The organism is Mesorhizobium sp. M8A.F.Ca.ET.207.01.1.1 (genome assembly GCF_004794715.1).
GTDB lineage: Bacteria > Pseudomonadota > Alphaproteobacteria > Rhizobiales > Rhizobiaceae > Mesorhizobium.
The window spans coordinates 105303-122068 of the sequence record NZ_SRUS01000006.1; the positions used below are offsets into that span (position 1 = coordinate 105303).

General features: G+C 62.4%; 17 protein-coding genes and 1 pseudogene. 13 read left to right on the forward strand and 5 right to left on the reverse strand.

What is annotated here, in order from left to right:
- Positions 1 to 116 precede the first annotated feature (116 nt).
- The 7 genes from EN850_RS18855 to EN850_RS18885 all read left to right on the forward strand — a co-directional run bounded on the left by EN850_RS18855 (position 117) and on the right by EN850_RS18885 (position 6468).
- Complete coding sequence (locus EN850_RS18855; RefSeq protein ID WP_015317533.1) at positions 117 to 338, forward strand: twin-arginine translocase TatA/TatE family subunit; 222 nt, start codon at positions 117 to 119, stop codon at positions 336 to 338.
- A 30-nt stretch (positions 339 to 368) separates the two neighbouring features.
- Positions 369 to 1079, forward strand: a complete 711-nt coding sequence (tatB, locus tag EN850_RS18860) for a Sec-independent protein translocase protein TatB (RefSeq protein WP_127872659.1) — start codon at positions 369 to 371, stop codon at positions 1077 to 1079.
- Positions 1076 to 1951 carry a twin-arginine translocase subunit TatC gene (gene tatC, locus EN850_RS18865; RefSeq protein ID WP_136092010.1) on the forward strand — a complete coding sequence of 292 codons (876 nt, stop codon included), beginning with the start codon at positions 1076 to 1078 and terminating at the stop codon, positions 1949 to 1951. Before tatB ends, tatC begins: the two co-directional genes overlap by 4 nt.
- Before the next feature lie 99 nt (positions 1952 to 2050).
- Positions 2051 to 3355 (forward strand): serine--tRNA ligase, encoded by a 1305-nt coding sequence (gene serS, locus EN850_RS18870; protein WP_135915770.1) that lies wholly within the window; start codon positions 2051 to 2053, stop codon positions 3353 to 3355.
- The gene (gene surE, locus EN850_RS18875) at positions 3355 to 4113 is read left to right on the forward strand and encodes a 5'/3'-nucleotidase SurE (RefSeq protein ID WP_127281111.1); all 759 of its coding nucleotides are present in this window, start codon (positions 3355 to 3357) and stop codon (positions 4111 to 4113) included. The genes serS and surE overlap by 1 nt, the downstream gene beginning before the upstream one ends.
- Entirely contained in the window at positions 4110 to 4769 is a 660-nt protein-coding gene (locus tag EN850_RS18880) for a protein-L-isoaspartate(D-aspartate) O-methyltransferase (RefSeq protein WP_127872656.1), read from the forward strand. Before surE ends, EN850_RS18880 begins: the two co-directional genes overlap by 4 nt.
- 166 nt (positions 4770 to 4935) lie before the next feature.
- Complete coding sequence (locus tag EN850_RS18885; protein ID WP_136092011.1) at positions 4936 to 6468, forward strand: peptidoglycan DD-metalloendopeptidase family protein; 1533 nt, start codon at positions 4936 to 4938, stop codon at positions 6466 to 6468.
- 112 nt (positions 6469 to 6580) lie between these two features.
- Here EN850_RS18885 and EN850_RS18890 read toward each other — a convergent pair whose 3' ends face one another.
- Positions 6581 to 7471: an NAD-dependent epimerase/dehydratase family protein gene (locus tag EN850_RS18890; protein ID WP_136092179.1), complete on the reverse strand. Its 891-nt coding sequence runs from the start codon at positions 7469 to 7471 to the stop codon at positions 6581 to 6583.
- Between the two features lie 113 nt (positions 7472 to 7584).
- Here EN850_RS18890 and EN850_RS18895 point away from each other — a divergent pair, with 113 nt between their 5' ends.
- On the forward strand, positions 7585 to 8406 hold the full coding sequence (locus EN850_RS18895; RefSeq protein ID WP_136092012.1) for an AraC family transcriptional regulator: 822 nt from the start codon (positions 7585 to 7587) through the stop codon (positions 8404 to 8406).
- A gap of 28 nt (positions 8407 to 8434) precedes the next feature.
- Here EN850_RS18895 and EN850_RS18900 read toward each other — a convergent pair whose 3' ends face one another.
- Positions 8435 to 9325 (reverse strand): ATP-binding protein, encoded by an 891-nt coding sequence (locus EN850_RS18900; protein WP_127872652.1) that lies wholly within the window; start codon positions 9323 to 9325, stop codon positions 8435 to 8437.
- 289 nt (positions 9326 to 9614) lie between these two features.
- Between EN850_RS18900 and yajC the strand changes: the two genes are divergently transcribed.
- The 5 genes and pseudogenes from yajC to EN850_RS18925 all read left to right on the forward strand — a co-directional run.
- Complete coding sequence (yajC, locus tag EN850_RS18905) at positions 9615 to 9956, forward strand: preprotein translocase subunit YajC (protein WP_010909882.1); 342 nt, start codon at positions 9615 to 9617, stop codon at positions 9954 to 9956.
- Between the two features lie 51 nt (positions 9957 to 10007).
- Complete coding sequence (secDF, locus tag EN850_RS18910; RefSeq protein ID WP_135866843.1) at positions 10008 to 12557, forward strand: protein translocase subunit SecDF; 2550 nt, start codon at positions 10008 to 10010, stop codon at positions 12555 to 12557.
- 26 nt (positions 12558 to 12583) lie between these two features.
- A complete protein-coding gene (locus EN850_RS18915; RefSeq protein ID WP_127872650.1) occupies positions 12584 to 12976 on the forward strand; it encodes an Mth938-like domain-containing protein in 393 nt (130 codons plus the stop codon).
- 1 nt (position 12977) lies between these two features.
- Positions 12978 to 13826, forward strand: coding sequence for a phytoene/squalene synthase family protein (locus tag EN850_RS18920; protein WP_189591169.1), 849 nt, complete (start codon positions 12978 to 12980; stop codon positions 13824 to 13826).
- A 130-nt stretch (positions 13827 to 13956) separates the two neighbouring features.
- A pseudogene (locus EN850_RS18925) lies at positions 13957 to 14265 on the forward strand (sterol desaturase family protein); the annotation flags it as partial.
- 29 nt (positions 14266 to 14294) lie between these two features.
- Here the strand turns inward: EN850_RS18925 and trmFO are convergent.
- The 3 genes from trmFO to EN850_RS18940 all read right to left on the reverse strand — a co-directional run bounded on the left by trmFO (position 14295) and on the right by EN850_RS18940 (position 16608).
- Complete coding sequence (gene trmFO / locus EN850_RS18930) at positions 14295 to 15707, reverse strand: methylenetetrahydrofolate--tRNA-(uracil(54)-C(5))-methyltransferase (FADH(2)-oxidizing) TrmFO (RefSeq protein WP_136092013.1); 1413 nt, start codon at positions 15705 to 15707, stop codon at positions 14295 to 14297.
- Between the two features lie 570 nt (positions 15708 to 16277).
- Positions 16278 to 16418, reverse strand: a complete 141-nt coding sequence (locus EN850_RS18935; protein ID WP_135904405.1) for a DUF1127 domain-containing protein — start codon at positions 16416 to 16418, stop codon at positions 16278 to 16280.
- A 49-nt stretch (positions 16419 to 16467) separates the two neighbouring features.
- Positions 16468 to 16608, reverse strand: a complete 141-nt coding sequence (locus EN850_RS18940) for a DUF1127 domain-containing protein (protein WP_136092014.1) — start codon at positions 16606 to 16608, stop codon at positions 16468 to 16470.
- Between the last annotated feature and the right edge of the window lie 158 nt (positions 16609 to 16766).

The window sequence follows — 16766 nt, forward strand, 5'->3', positions numbered from 1 at the left end:
CGCTGAAAATGCGTGACATCCGACACCCTTTCATAAACTCTGTCGCGGTTGTGTTTGAATCCCAACGCGAAAACGCATAGATCATCGCCAGGGAAAACATTCGAGAGAGATTTGCTATGGGTTCATTTTCGATTTGGCACTGGATGATCGTGTTGGTCATCGTGCTTCTGGTGTTCGGTCGCGGCAAGATTCCCGAGCTGATGGGCGACATGGCCAAGGGCATCAAGAGCTTCAAGAAGGGCATGGCCGACGACGACGTTGCCGACGACAAGCGCACCGTCGAACACCGTGCCGATGAGACCGTTTCGGCCGCGAAGGAAAAGGCCAGCAAGAGCTGAGCCAAGAAGTTCTAGTCGGAACGGATTGCCATGTTTGAAGTCGGCTGGACCGAAATGCTGGTGATCGCGATCGTCATGATCGTGGTCGTCGGGCCGAAGGATTTGCCCAACATGCTGCGCACCTTCGGCCGCACGACGGCGAAGCTGCGCGCCATGGCCGCCGACTTCCAGAAACAGTTCAACGAGGCATTGAAGGAAGCCGAGCTCGACGACGTGAAGAAGTCGGTCGACGAGCTCAGGGGCCTGAGCCCGGTTGCCGAAATCCGAAAGCAGCTCAATCCGTTCGAGCAGGCGGCTGCCGATGTGCGCGCCGGTGTCGACGCCGCGATGAAGCCGAAGCCGGCCGCTGATCCGTCGGCCCCTGCCGCTTCGACGCCACAGGCGGCCGAGCCGTTGAAGAATGGCGCGACTGAAATGCCTGGTGTCAACGGGCCTGAAGCCACGACACCAGTCCCGATTTTCCCGGCGATGACCGATGAATCGGTTGTGGCGGCATCCACGGATCCTGCCGTTGCGCCGAAGGCAGCTGCGGCCAAGAAAACCGCCAAGACGGCCCCGGCCGCGAAAGCGCCGTCCAAGGCCTCGACATCTGCGAAGGCCGTGACGGCAAAAGCCGCACCCGCGGTGAAGGCGAAAGCGACACCCAAGGCGACTGCTGCCAAAGCGTCAGCAAAAGCCGAACCGAAGCCTGTTCCGGCGAGGAAGCCGGCAACCAAAAAGACGGCTGGAGCCGCCAAGTGAGCGTTTCGGACAAGGAAAAGGACGAGATCGAGAAATCGTCCGCGCCGCTGATCGAGCATCTCATCGAGTTGCGCCGACGGCTGATCTGGTCGCTCGGCGGATTCTTCGTCGCTTTCCTGGTCTGTTTCTTCTTCGCCAAGCGGCTGTTCAACCTTCTGGTCGTCCCGTTCAAATGGGCGACGAAATGGGCGGGGCTCGATCCGCACAAGGTCGAGTTGATCTACACCGCGCCGCAGGAATTCTTCTTCACGCAGGTCAAGCTCGCCATGTTCGGCGGCATGGTCATCGCCTTTCCGCTGATCGCCACGCAGATCTACAAATTCATCGCGCCTGGCCTCTACAAGAACGAGCGCAATGCCTTCCTGCCGTTCCTGATCGCATCGCCCATCCTGTTCCTGATGGGCGCCTCGCTGGTCTATTTCTTCTTCACGCCGATGGTGATGTGGTTCTTCCTCGCCATGCAGCAGGTAGGCACGGACGACCAGGTACAGATTTCCCTGCTGCCGAAAGTGTCGGAATATCTCAGCCTGATCATGACGCTGATCTTCTCCTTCGGCCTGGTGTTCCAGTTGCCGGTGGTGACCAGCCTGATGACGCGTGTCGGCATGCTGTCGTCCAAGGCGCTGGCGGAAAAACGTAAATGGGCGATCGTCATCGCCTTCATCGTGGCCGCGGTGCTGACACCTCCGGATCCGATGAGCCAGATCGGCCTGGCCATTCCGACCATCCTTCTCTACGAGGTCTCCATCTGGGCCGCGCGATGGATCGAGCGGGATCAGGAAAAACAGCGGCTGGCGCGCGAGAAGCAGGAAGCCGGCGAGACCGTGGCGGACAAGGCGCCGGACGAGCCTCCGGCGCCGGCTGCCTCGTAAGACGCCAGCGGCGGAAAACGACAACCGCCGCCCCGCCTCATCTTGCATCGATCGAGGATGCGGTTTACGCCCTCCTGCCTAGCTTGAGGACGGATAACCATGCTTGACATCAAATGGATTCGCGACAACCCGAAGGCTCTCGTCGAGGCGCTCACCAAGCGCTCGTGGCCGTCGGCTGAGGCGCAATCCACGGTCGACGGGCTGATCGCCAAGGACGAGGCGCGGCGCGAGCACGTCACCGAACTGCAGACCAAGCAGGAGCGCCGCAACGCCGCCTCGAAGGAGATCGGCAATGCCATGCGTTCGGGCGATGCTGCCCTTGCCGAAAAGCTCAAGGCCGAAGTCGGCGAGATCAAGACCTTTATCCAGAATGGCGAGGCGCGCGAGCGAGAGCTCGACAAGGCGCTGAACGACGCGCTGGCGGTGCTGCCCAATGTGCCGCTCGACGATGTTCCGGTCGGCAAGGACGAGCACGACAATGTCGTCAGGCATATTGTCGGCAAGGCGCCGACGCGGCCGAACTGGGTGAAGGAGCATTTCGAGATCGGCGAAGCGCTCGGCATGATGGATTTCGAACGCGCGGCAAAGCTGTCGGGCTCGCGCTTCACCGTGCTGAAGGGCGGCCTGGCGCGGATGGAACGCGCGATCGGCCAGTTCATGCTCGACCTGCACACGACCGAACACGGCTATGAGGAGATCATCCCGCCGTTGATGGTGAAGGACGACGTTCTGTTCGGCACCAACCAGTTGCCGAAGTTCGAGGAGGATCTGTTCTTCACGCCACACGGGGAGGGCAGGCTTGGCCTGATCCCAACCGCCGAAGTGCCACTCACCAATCTCGTGCGCGAGGAAATCACCGCGCATGAAAAGCTGCCGCTGCGCTACACCGCGCTGACGCCCTGCTTCCGTTCGGAGGCAGGCTCGGCGGGACGCGACACGCGCGGCATGCTGCGCCAGCACCAGTTCTACAAGGTCGAGCTGGTGTCGATCACCGACCAGGACTCCTCGCTCGCCGAACACGAGCGGATGACGCAATGCGCCGAGGAGGTCCTGAAGCGGCTCGAGCTGCCGTTCCGTACCATGGTGCTGTGCACCGGCGACATGGGTTTTGGCGCCCGCAAGACCTATGACATCGAGGTCTGGCTGCCCGGCCAGAACGCCTATCGCGAAATCTCGTCCTGCTCGGTCTGCGGCGATTTCCAGGCGCGCCGCATGGACGCCCGCTACAAGGACAAGGATGGCAAGGGCAACCGTTTCGTCCATACGCTCAACGGTTCGGGCACCGCTGTCGGCCGCGCACTTATTGCTGTCATCGAAAACTACCAGAATGAGGATGGCAGCGTAACCATTCCTGAAGTGCTGCGGCCTTACATGGGCGGTCTGGAAAAGATCGAATCGAAATAATGCGCATTCTTCTGACCAATGACGACGGCATTCATGCCGAGGGCCTGGCGTCGCTCGAGCGCGTCGCCCGCACACTGTCCGACGATGTCTGGGTGGTGGCGCCCGAACAGGACCAATCGGGCTACGCGCATTCGCTGTCGATTTCGGAGCCGCTGCGGTTGCGAAAAATCGGCGAGAAGCATTTTGCCGTGCGCGGCACCCCGACCGATTGCGTCATCATGGGCGTCAAGAAGATCCTGCCCGGTGCACCCGACCTGATCCTGTCCGGCATCAATTCGGGCGCCAACATCGCCGACGACGTGACCTATTCCGGCACCGTCGCCGGCGCCATGGAGGGCGCGCTGCTCGGCATCAGGTCGATCGCGCTCAGCCAGGGCTACAGCTATGTCGGCGAGGACCGCGTCGTCCCTTACGAGACCACCGAGGCGCTGGCGCCGGCGCTGCTGAAGAAGCTCGTGGCGACGCCATTGCCCGACGGCGTCCTGCTCAACGTCAATTTCCCCAACTGCCTTCCCGAGGAGGTGGCCGGCACAGTGGTCACCACGCAGGGCAAGCTGGTGCACAGCCTGTGGGTCGACGAGCGCCGAGACGGGCGCGGCCTGCCTTACTATTGGCTTCGCTTCGGCCGCGAGCCGGTCGAAGGCAAACAAGGCACCGACCTCTTTGCCTTGCGCAACCGGCTGGTGTCGGTAACGCCGTTGCAGCTTGACCTTACCGCGCATGAGATCCGTGACCAGCTGAGCAAGGCGCTTGCATGAACCAAGGCTTTCCAATCGATGATCGCGAAGGATTTGCCGCTTTCCTGCTGCGCCTGCGCGGCAGGGGAACGGTGCCGAAGGCACTGATCGCGGCTTTCGAAGCGACACCGCGGCGCGGTTTCCTGGCGGCGCAGTTCCACCAGATCGCCTGGTCGGATCGCATGCTGCCGATCGAATGCGGCGAAGCGATCGAAGGCGCCGACATGCAGGCGGCGGTGATCGCCGCACTCGCCATCGAAACGGGAAACCGTGTGCTCGAGATCGGCACCGGTTCCGGCTACACATCGGCTGTCATGTCGCGGCTGGCGGCGCGCATTGTGACCGTCGATCGCTACAAGACGCTGGTCGAGCAAGCCCGGCAGCGTTTCGAGGCGCTCGGCATCGGCAATGCCATCGTGCGCCAGGCCGATGGCTCCAACGGATTGCCCAATGAAGGGCCGTTCGACCGCATCGTGGCCTGGGCGGCGTTCGACAGCCTGCCGCGCTTCCTGCTCGACCAGTTGTCGAGCGGCGGCATCGTCATCGCGCCGATCGGGCCGGAAGAGGGCGAGCAGGTGCTGGCCAAGCTCACCAAGGTCGGCAGCCGTTTCGAACGCGAGGATATCGGCATGGTGCGGCTGCAACCAATCCTGCGCAGCATGGCAGCGGTTATCTAGTTTCGGACAGGCTGCGGATCTCATTTCGGCCCAGCTATCCGTATCGCTGACCATCCTCAAATGTTTTAAGAAAATTTTCGTCGGATTCTAATGGGTTAACCGCCCAGTAACATTAACGCGCTTTAATCCTGTCCAGTTGGTGCAGCGTTTTGTGCGGGTTAGTGCGATGCAACTCAGTGTTTTGAAGGCAAATAGTCGCAATCTGGCGCGGGGCTGCGCTGTTCTGATGATTGCGGGCGCGGCGGCCGGATGCAGTTCCCAGGCTTCGCGGTTCAACAGTGTCGATGACGTCTTTACCTCCTCGACGAACAACCAGCGCGCCATCATCAACAAACAGGATGCGGCGCAGCCCTATCCGGGCGATGTCTCGGCTGCTCCGCTCGACGGCACCCACACGCAGTCGGTGAGCCGCTCCAGTCTCGAACCGGTTTCGAGCCGGCCATTGCCGCCGCCGGCTTCCGCGCAGGCGCAGCCGGCTCCAGCGCTCGCGCCTGCCGCCAATCCGGTGCGTGTCGCATCGGCGCCGGCCCTGGTTCGGCCCGCTCCTCACGTCGACAGGACGACGACCGGCACCGTCGCGCCGGCCGCGAAGCCTTTCAAGAATGCCCAGCCCGACGAGCCGAAGATGGCCCAGGCAGGCACGCCGCACGCCACCGAAATCGTCGTCAGGGACGGCGAGACCATTTCCGGCCTGGCGACGCATTACAAGGTGCCGGCCGATGTCATCATGAAGGTGAATGGCCTGAGCCCGACCAAGGGGCTGAAGTCCGGTCAGAAGATCGTCATCCCGGCCTATGCCTATTCAAGCAAAAGCGAGCCGAAGGTTGCCGACGCAAAGCCAGTGAAGGACGGCAAGCACGATCTCCCGGCTTCCGCGCCGGACAAGGTGGCCGTGCTGCCGCAGCAACCGAAGCTGAAGGAAGGCAAGTCCGCCGCTCAGGTCGATGCGTCGGCCGCCGCGAGCCTGCCCAAGGAGCCCAAGCCGGCGCAGGCGGCCAAGGCAACCGGCGCCGCCGGTACCTACACGGTTCAGTCGGGCGACACGATGTCCTCGATCGCCAGGAAGACCGGTGTCGGCGTCGTCGCGCTGAAGCAGGCCAATGGCATGAAGGATGGCTTGTTGAAGATTGGCCAGACGCTGAAGGTGCCGGCCGGCGGAACGGCGACAGTCGCCAGCGCCAAGCCGGCCAAGATCGATCCGGTGACCACGGCCACCACGCAGCCCGCGGCAAAGGCCACGCCGTCGGAAACGCTGGCTTCCTACACGCCGCCGAAGAAGGACGCGAAGGTCATCCAGCAGGCTGAGGACGACGACGCGGTGGCGCCGGGTGCCACGGGGATCGGCAAGATGCGCTGGCCGGTTCGCGGCCGGGTGATTTCCGGTTTCGGATCCGGCAAGGACGGCGTCGACATCGCCGTGCCGTCAGGCACGCCGGTCAAGGCGGCCGAGAACGGCGTCGTCATCTATGCCGGCGATGGGCTCAAGGAATTCGGCAACACGGTGCTGGTGCGCCACGAGAATGGTCTGGTCACCGTCTATGGCCACGCCAGCTCGATCGAGGTGCAGCGCGGCCAGAAGGTCAAGCGCGGCCAGGAAATTGCCCTGTCCGGCATGAGCGGCACGACGGACTCGCCGAAGCTGCACTTCGAAGTGCGCAAGAACTCGGCTCCGGTCGACCCGTCAGGTTATCTCGAATAGAATAAAAAAAGCGATTTGCGGGCCGCCTGACCTCCAGTCCAGCCCGCCGGCTCAGGCCCGCCCCGAAAGGAGCGGGCTTTTTCAGTTTTGTCGGATGCCTGTTGCTCAAGGCTCAAAGGTGATCGCGCAGGGTGTCGGCGATCATGGCCTCGAGGCTGCTGGCCTTGATGCCGAGAAGGACCTCCGCGTCGGAAGAATCCACCAATAAGGGGTTCTCAAAAAGATAACTCATCTCGATCAGCTCATGCATGCCCAATGCCTCCATCTCGGCGATGGAATAGGAACGCGTTTCTGAAATCTCTCGCCGAAGCATCGCAGCGGTTTTCTGGATGAGCTCCCTGGGTGAGGCGTATTGCGAGGGAACGTGAAACGCGCGCCCCCATTCGCCCGTGTAGCGGGAGGCCGCGACAAGCGCCCTGGCGACGTCCTTGGTGAAGGCCCAGGCATGCGTCGCATCGAGGTTTCCAATGAAAGCGGTGGGTTTCCCCTCGATGATGGAAGGCAGCGCAACAAGCGAGAAGTAGCTGATGGCGCCATGTCCGAGATAGTCGCTCGACCGCACTTCGATCGCCGGTACATCGGCCCGAACCGCCCGCTGCCACATGATCGTCCTGGCGGTTCCTTTCTTCGAAGTCGGGTCCAGGGAAAGGTCGGAGCGAAGCGGGCTGTCGGCATTTTCCCCATAGCCATACAGGTTTCCCAGTACGATGAGCTTGGCGCGCACCGTTTCGGCCGCGCGCACGGTACCGTCGATGATGGGGAAGAAGTCGGTCGGCCACCTGTGATAGGTGGCCATGGCACACATGAAGATGGCATCGGCGCCTTGGCAGACACGCGCGAGGTCCGAGGCATCGGTGGCGTCGGCTTGTACGGCCCGCACATTCCGCAATCCGTTCGAACCGACGCTTCGGCTGGTGAGAACGACGTCATGTCCTTCCTCGCCAAGAAGGCGAGCGGTTTCGCGACCGACCGGGCCGGCTCCGACAACAACATAGAAACTCATGGCATAGCCTCTCTTCCAGGTTTGATGGAGAGGCGTGAGTACAGGTCCACGGCATTGAAAATCGCGCGGGAATTGCCAAATCTTGAACAGGTTTTGCCATGAATCGAGAGAGCATGCGTTCGCAATACGCTTCGGCCCAAGCCGCGTCCGACGTAACAATGGCCTCCCGGCATGTCGAAGCTGGCGTCCATCGTCTGTCCCGGGCGCCACACCATCGCATCATGGTGCATGCCAGCGCGGCGACGCGTTCCTACTGCAATCAGGTCGGACGGTATTTCGTCAGGCGCGCCGGTGATATCGACCTGGTGCCGGCCGGCCAGGAAGGCGGCTTCGAGGCCGAAACCCCGTTCGACACGATAGAGATTGCGTTGCAGCCGGCGCTGATGGAAAGGGTGGCGGCGGAACTTGGCGGCAAGGCACAAGCAGTGCGGTTCGACACGCGTCACCTGCTTCGTGACCAGCGCATCGGACATCTCGCCCGGGCGCTCGAGAGCGAATTGAAGTCGAACTCGCCGAGTGACCCTTTGTTTGCCGACAGCATTGGCGCCGCACTGGCGGTGAGGTTGCTTGGCCTCGGCGAACCTGATATCGGTCGAACGAACCGTTTGTCGGATACCCAGCTGAAACGCGTGCTGGAGTACATCGAGGCGGCTCTCCACGAACCGCTTTCGACCCATCGACTAAGCCGGGTTGCCGGGGCGAGCAGTTCGCATTTGCGGACATGGTTCAAGGTGGCGACGGGCGTCACACTGCACCGCTACGTGTTGCGACGTCGCGTCGAACGCGCACGCGTTCTGCTGTTGCGAGGCGATCTCAGCACAAGTGAAGTGGCGGAATTGACCGGCTTCGCGCACCAGTCACACCTGGCGCACTGGATGCGCCGCGAGATCGGCCAAACGCCGGGCGATCTGCGACGGGCTCAACCGCCCGGATGACGTTGGACCCGCGACGCGAGCAAACCCATCAATCCTTCAACGGCTTGCCAAGCCGGCCGGCCAGATCCTGCGTGAACTGCCAGGCGACGCGGCCGGAGCGGCTGCCGCGCGTCGTTGCCCATTCCAGCGCTTCGGCGCGCAGCTGCTCGGGATCGATGTCGAGGCCATGATGGCTGGCATAGCCGTTGACCATGTCGAGATATTCGTCCTGCGAACATTTGTGGAAGCCGAGCCAGAGGCCGAAACGGTCGGATAGCGAGACCTTTTCCTCGACCGCTTCGGACGGGTTGATGGCGGTCGAGCGCTCATTGTCGATCATGTCGCGCGGCAACAGGTGACGGCGGTTCGATGTGGCGTAGAAGATGACGTTGGCCGGGCGTCCCTCGACGCCACCTTCAAGCGCCGCCTTCAGCGACTTGTAGGACGTATCATCATGATCGAAGGAGAGGTCGTCGCAAAACAGGATGACGCGGAAAGGGGCCGCCTTCAGCAAGCTCATCAGCTTCGGCAGCGTGTCGATGTCCTCGCGGTGGATTTCGATCAGCTTGAGCGGCAGGTCGGACTTGGGCTTTTGTGATTTGGCCTTGGCATTGATCTCGGCATGCACGGCCTTGACCAGCGACGATTTGCCCATGCCGCGCGCGCCCCACAACAGGACGTTATTGGCGGCGAAGCCGGCGGCGAAGCGCTCGGTGTTGTCGACGAGGATGTCGCGGACGCGGTCGACGCCGCGGATCAGGCCGATGTCGACGCGATTGACCTTGCGCACCGGCTCCAGATAGCCGGGATCGGCCTGCCAGACGAAGCAGTCGGCCACGTCGAGGTCGGTTTCAGGGACCGGCGGCGGAGCGAGGCGGCCGACCGCTTCGATCAGGCGGTCGAGTTTCTGGTTCAAGGCATCGATGCTGGTATCGGTCATATCAGGTCTTTTTGCTTTGGTTTTTGCAGTGGCAGGAGGACCCGGTTCGATTCCGGCGGTTTCGAAACCGGTTGCAACCATTTGTTCGAACGTGATCTTTTCCGAAAACCGGCTCGCGCTTTTCGCGATCCTGCTCTAACACGGCTAATCAGGCCGGAAAAGCGGCGGATTTGCCCGGTCGCGCAGTTGCATTGACAACTTTACCGACTATATTCCGGCCAAATTTCTAGGGGCCGCCAAATTCCACAAGACGGTTTGGCGGCTGTTTTCAAAATTCAGGAGTACCTCGATGTTCGTGACACCGGCATACGCCCAAGGCATCGGCGGCGCCTCTCCCGATATGTTCATCAGCATTTTGCCGTTTGTCCTGATTTTCGTGATCATGTATTTTCTGATCATCCGCCCGCAGCGCACGCAGCTGAAGAAGCGCGGCGAGATGCTGGCGGCGGTTCGCCGCGGCGACACGGTCGTCACCGGCGGCGGTTTCGTCGGCAAGGTGACGAAGGTGATCGACGACAACGAACTCGAGATCGACCTTGGTGGCGGCACCAAGGTGACGGCGCTGCGCTCGACGATTGCCGACGTGCGCGTCAAGGGCGAACCGGTCGCCAACCAGAACGCCAAGAAATAACCAAATTCCAGGCGGAGCGATCCGCGGACACGCTCTGACGGACGACGCCATATGCTTTATTTCTCGCGCTTCAAGATGATCCTGATCTGGCTGGCCGTGGCCGCCACAGTGGTCCTCGCCGCGCCGAATCTGTTCCCCGCCAGCACGCTGGCCCAGCTCCCCAGTTGGGTGCCGAAGCGGCAGATGACACTCGGCCTCGATCTCCAGGGCGGCTCGCACATCCTGCTGGAGATGAACCAGAACGATCTGATCAAGGATCGGCTCGAGACGACGCGCGATGAAATCCGCACACTGCTGCGCGATGCCAAGATCGGCTATACGGGTCTTGCCGGTACCGGCAAGACCCTGCAGGTCCGCATCACCGATCCGGCTCAGCTCGATGCCGCCAAGAAAGCGTTGAAGAGCTTGACCGATCCTGTCGCAGCCGGCTTGTTCACAGGCGGCTCCATCCAGGAAATGTCGCTCGACGATTCCGAGCCGGGGCTGCTCAAGTTCACCGTCACCGACGCCGGTATCAAGTACCGCACATCGACCGCATTGGCGCAGTCGATCGAAGTGGTCGAGCGCCGCGTCAACGAACTCGGCACGACCGAGCCCATCGTGCAGCGGCAGGGCGACGACCGCATCCTTGTCCAGGTGCCCGGCCTGCAGGATCCGCAGCGGCTGAAGGAAATCCTCGGCCAGACCGCGAAGCTGACCTTCCAGATGGTCGACCAGTCGATGCCGGTGCAGGATGCGCTCAGGGGACGCCCGCCGGCCGGTTCTTCGGTGCTCTATTCGCAGGACGATCCGCCGGTTCCATACCTGATCGAGAACCGCGTCATCGTATCGGGTGAAAACCTCGTCGACGCACAGGCGACATACAATTCGCAGAACAACGAGCCGGTGGTTTCGTTCCGCTTCGATTCGAAGGGCGCTGCCCGCTTCGGCCAGGCCACCGCGCAGAATGTCGGCAAGCTGTTCGCCATCATCCTCGACAACCAGGTGATCTCGGCGCCGCAGATTCGCGAGCCGATCCTTGGCGGTACCGGCCAGATCTCCGGTAATTTCACTGCCCAGAGCGCCAACGACCTCGCCGTGCTGCTGCGCGCCGGCGCGCTGCCCGCGACATTGACCGTCATCGAGGAACGCACCGTCGGTCCGGGCCTGGGCCAGGATTCGATCCATGCCGGCAAGGTCGCCGGCATCATCGGTTCGATCCTCGTCGTGGCGTTCATGTTCGTCGCCTACGGCTTCCTTGGCTTCCTCGCCAACATCGCGCTGGCGGTGCACGTGGCGATGATCGTCGGGCTGCTGTCGCTGCTTGGCGCGACGCTGACTTTGCCCGGTATCGCCGGTATCGTGCTGACCATCGGCATGGCGGTCGATTCCAACGTGCTGATCTACGAGCGTATCCGCGAGGAGCGACGAGCCGGCCGCTCGGTGATCCAGGCGATCGACACCGGCTTCTCGAAGGCGCTGGCGACCATCGTCGATTCCAACGTCACGTCGCTGATTGCGACAGTGGTGCTGTTCTATCTCGGTACCGGACCGGTGAAGGGCTTTGCCATCACTTACGCCATCGGCATCCTGACCACGGTCTTCACCGCTTTCACCTTCACCCGCTTGCTGGTGTCGATCTGGCTGCGCCGTGCCCGCCCGAAGGAGTTGCCACGCGCACCGATAACCTTCGTACCGCCCGGCACGAAAATTCCGTTCATGGGCATCCGTCGGTGGACGTTCGCGCTGTCGAGCGCCTTGTCGATACTGTCCGTGGTAGCGTTCATGAGTGTCGGCATCAATTACGGCATCGATTTCAAGGGTGGTTCGCTGATCGAGGTTCAGTCCAAGACCGGTGATGCCAATCTTGCCGACATTCGCGGTAGGCTGTCGGAACTCAACATCGGCGAAGTGCAGGTTCAGCAGTTCGGCGCGCCGAACGACGTGCTGATCCGCGTCGGCACGCAGGATGGCGGCGAAAATGCCGAGCAGACGGTCATCGACAAGGTCCGCGGCGAGCTGCAGGACCAGTATGATTTCCGCCGCGTCGAAGTGGTGGGACCGACGGTTTCCGGTGAACTGGCCAAGCAAGGCACCATCGCCATGATCGTCGCGCTGCTCGGCATCCTGGTCTACGTCTGGTTCCGCTTCGAATGGCAGTTCGCGGTCGGCGCCATCATCGCGACAGTGCACGACGTGGTCATGACGCTCGGCTTCTTCGTCATCTCCGGGCTCGAGTTCAACCAGTCGTCGTTGGCGGCGATCCTGACCATCATCGGCTATTCGCTGAACGACACGATCGTCGTCTATGACCGCGTCCGTGAGGATCTGCGAAAATACAAGCGAATGCCTCTACCGCAGCTGCTGAACAACGCCATCAACGAGACGTTGTCGAGAACGACGCTGACGTCGGTGACGACCAGCTTGGCGCTGCTGGCGCTGGTGTTGTTTGGCGGCGAAGTGATCCGCTCCTTTACCTTGGCGATGCTGTTCGGCGTCGTGTTCGGTACCTATTCGTCGATCTTCATCGCGGCGCCGTTGCTGATCCTGTTCAAGCTGCGGCCGCAGGCTTCGGCCGATGAGGAAAAGCCGGTGAACGGCGGCAAGGCCGTCGCGACCTGACGCGCGGCCCGAAGGGTGACAGAGTGGTGACCGGCAAAGGCATCGTCATCCGCGAGGCGCATTTCCCCGGCCGCGCGCCGATCGAGGCCTATGGCAATGGCGGGTTTCGCTTTGCCGACATGTCGCATCGCGGCTCGCTGCTCTGCTTGCCCACGGGCATCCATGGCTGGGAGCCGGCAAATCCCCTGGCGCTGACCGTCGCGGATTTCGACAAGCTTCTGGCGGAAGCCGACAAGGTCGAGATCCTGCTGGTCGGCATGGGCAGGGATTTGCGGCCCTTGCCGGCGGCGCTGCGGGCGGCGCTGAAAGAGGCCGGCATAACGTCCGACCCGATGTCGACCGGGGCCGCGGTCCGGACCTACAATGTCCTTCTGGCGGAAGACCGCGCCGTGGCCGCGGCGCTCATCGCCGTCGATTGATATGTTGCAGAACGCCAAAATCGTCATGGACGCGGTGCGCGCCGCCGACCATGACAGGTATCTCACCGCGCTCTACGCGCCTGCCGACAAGCGCGACGCGCTGTTTTCGCTCTACGCCTTCAATGCCGAGATCGCCGGCATCCGTGACCGCATCCATGAGCCGTTACCCGGCGAGGTGCGGCTGCAATGGTGGCGCGATGTCATTGCCGCCGGCGGTGAGGCGGGCGCGGGCCATCCCGTTGCCGACGCCTTGAACCTCACCATTACAGCATTCAAGCTGCCAAAACTGGCCTTCGAGAACATGCTCGAGGCGCGCATCTTCGATCTCTACGACGACCCGATGCCATCGCGCACCGATCTGGAGGGCTATTGCGGCGAGACGGCGGCCGCCCTCATCCAACTCGCGGCGATAGTACTCGATCCCGCCGACGCGCCAGGGTTTGCCGAACTGGCGGGTAGGGCGGGTTGTGCGCAGGCGATTACGGGGCTTTTGCTTCTGTTGCCGCTGCACCGCAGGCGTGGACAGTGTTTTATCCCGGCCGACATCCTGGCGGCGGCGGGCTCGTCGCCGGAAGAATTTGTTGCCGGCGATGGCGGGCCTGGTGCCCGGCGCGCGGTGGCGGCGATGATCGCGCTGGCGCGCGAACACCTGTCGGCCTTCGAGCAAGGCGCTGCGGCGCTGCCGGGGTCGTTGCGTTCGGCATTCCTGCCGCTGGCGCTGTCACGCGCCTATCTCGCCAAGATGGAAGGCTCGCGCCATTCACCGCTCGGCGGCGTGGCACGGCTGTCGGCGTTGCGCCGGCATTGGTTGCTGCTGCGTCGTGCAGGCAAGGGCTGGCCGGCACTTTGACGTAAACGTCAATCGTGTTAAGGAGTCTGCATGGCGAGAACTGTCGCCGAAGACGACAGGCCGGCCGGGAGGAAATCCATGAGCTTGTCCGTGCTGGTTGCGATCGTCGTGCTCGGCATTGCGCTGTCGGGACCGCATGTTCGGCACCTTCGTCGAGGAGCTGGAAGAAGATCGGCCGCGCTACGGGATCGTCAAGAACCTGGGCACCTTCAACCCGCTGAAGGTGGCGTTTCATGAATGGATCGGCATGTTCCGGGTTGCGTTCGCGCCTGGGCTGACGCTTCGAGAGCGCCTGAACTACCTCATCAAGCCGCCAGGATGGAGCCATGACGGGTCGCGCGACACGTCGGAGACGCTGAAGGCAGCGTATCTGCGAAGAAATCCGGGGGAGGCGGGCAAGCCCGGACTGCCGTCGGCAGGTGTCGAGGCCGCGGAATAATATCGCCTGAGGACTGATCGGGCTGTCCGCTACTCCGCCGCCTGAGCCGTCTCCGCCGGCAACCCTAGCCATTGTCGACAGTCACTCCGCGCTCGCGACGTGATGGCATGCCGTTTGGCTATGGTCTTGTCCTTGCCGCGTATGCGCTTGCCCTCGATTTTCGGGGCTTCGACGGGCGGGAACAGGCCGAAATTGACGTTCATCGGCTGGAAGGAGCGTTTGCCCGGTTCGTCGTCGGAAACGATATGGCCGCCGGTGATGTGGTTGAGCAGCGCGCCGAAGGCCGTCGTGAGCGGCGGCAGGGACGGTGCGTGGCCAAGCCGCTCGGCTGCGGCGAAGCGGCCGGCGAGCAGGCCGATGGCCGCACTTTCGACATAGCCTTCGCAGCCGGTGATCTGGCCGGCAAAACGCAGGCCGGGCCGCGACTTCAGCTGCAGCGAGGCGTCGAGCAAGGTCGGCGAGTTGATGTAGGTGTTGCGGTGCAGGCCGCCGAGGCGGGCGAAGTCGGCGTTTTCCAGGCCCGGAATAGTGCGGAAAATACGCACCTGCTCGGCGTGCTTCAGCTTGGTCTGGAAGCCGACCATGTTGTAGAGCGTGCCCAGCGCATTGTCCTGGCGCAACTGCACCACGGCATAGGCCTTCACGGTCGGATTGTGCGCGTTGGTCAAGCCCATCGGCTTCATCGGTCCGTAGCGCAGCGTTTCGACGCCGCGCTCGGCCATGATCTCGATCGGCAGGCAGCCGTCGAAATAGGGCGTGCCTTCCCACTGCTTGAATTCGGTCTTCTGGCCGTCGATCAGCGCCTGTACGAAGGCGAGATATTGGTCCTTGTCCATCGGACAGTTGATGTAGTCCTTGCCGGTGCCGCCAGGCCCGACCTTGTCGTAGCGCGACTGGAACCAGCAGGTATCCATATCGATCGTGTCGAAATGGATGATCGGCGCGATGGCGTCGAAGAAGGCCAGCGCATCGGCGCCGGTCGCCTCGGCGATTGATTGGGCAAGCGACGGTGCGGTCAGCGGCCCGGTGGCGATGATCGCCTGGTCCCACTCCGCCGGCGGCAGCCCTGGCACTTCCTCACGCTGTATCGTGATCAGCGGATGCGCCTCGAGCTTTTTGGTCACCGCCTCGGAGAAACCGTCGCGGTCGACGGCCAGCGCGCCCCCGGCCGGCACCTGGTTGGCGTCGCCGGCACTCATGATCAAGGAGCCCGCCAGCCGCATTTCGGCGTGCAGAAGGCCAACGGCGTTGTTTTCGGCATCGTCGGAGCGGAAGGAATTGGAACAGACCAGTTCGGCCAGGCCGTCTGTCTTGTGGGCGTCGGTGCCGCGAACCGGGCGCATTTCATGCAGCATGACGGGCACGCCGGCTTGCGCCGCCTGCCATGCCGCTTCGGAACCGGCGAGGCCACCGCCGATGATGTGGATTGGATTTTTGCTCATGGCCGCCGGAATAATCGCTTGCCGTCGCGATTGCAATTGTCGTGCGACGGTAAGGCGAATGCGGTCGGGAAAGCCTGCCCTTGAAAACAACAACACCCGCCGGGGGAGGAGGTCCGGCGGGTGTCGTTTTTTGGGGTCGACCCTCGGGAGGAGGTGAAGGCCGACCGTATTCGTCATCGCCGGGGAGGAGGTCGGCTCGGACGAAATTCCTTTCGCATTTTTAAAGAGGGCGAAACCTCTGGGGCACATTCGTTTTGCCCCGGGGAAACAACGCCCGCCGCGGGAGGAGGTGCGGCGGGCGCCGTTTGGGTGGCCAACCCTCGGGAGGAGGTGAAGGTTGGGCCTATTCGTCATCGCCGGGGAGGAGGTCGGCTTTGACGAAATTCTTTTCGCATTTTTAAAGAGGGCGAAACCTCTGGGGCAAAATTCGTTTTGTCCCTGGGAAACAACGCCCGCCGCGGGAGGAGGTGCGGCGGGCGCCGTTTTGGTGGTCAACCCTTGGGAGGAGGTAAGGGCTGACCGTATTCGTCGAGGTCGGGGAGGAGGTCGACCTAGACGAAATTCCGTCGTTTAGATCGCCTTGCGGGCGACGATCTTGATTTCGTCGCGGACGATACCGAGATCATGCAGCTGGCGGTTCGAAAGGCGACCCAGCTCGGTAACCGTCTCGCGATAAACGCGCCAGTTACGATAGTTGCGGATCAGGTTCATTGTCGTTCTCTTTTTCAAAACTGGTTCGGACCATTCGCGGTCCGAAGAATTAGACCGCCTTGCGAGCGACGTAAGGAATGTCGCTGCGGCTGATGCCGAGGTCGGTCAGTTCACGGTTGCTCAGGCAGCTCAGCTCGGAAACGGTGTCCCGGTAGCGGCGCCAGTTGCGGTAGTTGCGGATCAAGTTCATGGTAGTTCTCGTTTCGTCTTTCTTGCGGATCATTCCGTTTGTGTACGAACCATAAATAGGGGGACCCATATCGATTTAAAAGCGCTATGGCTGCATGGCAGCAATGCAAATTGTGCAATGCAACATTAACGCGCCTTCACGGACCTGACACAAAGAAG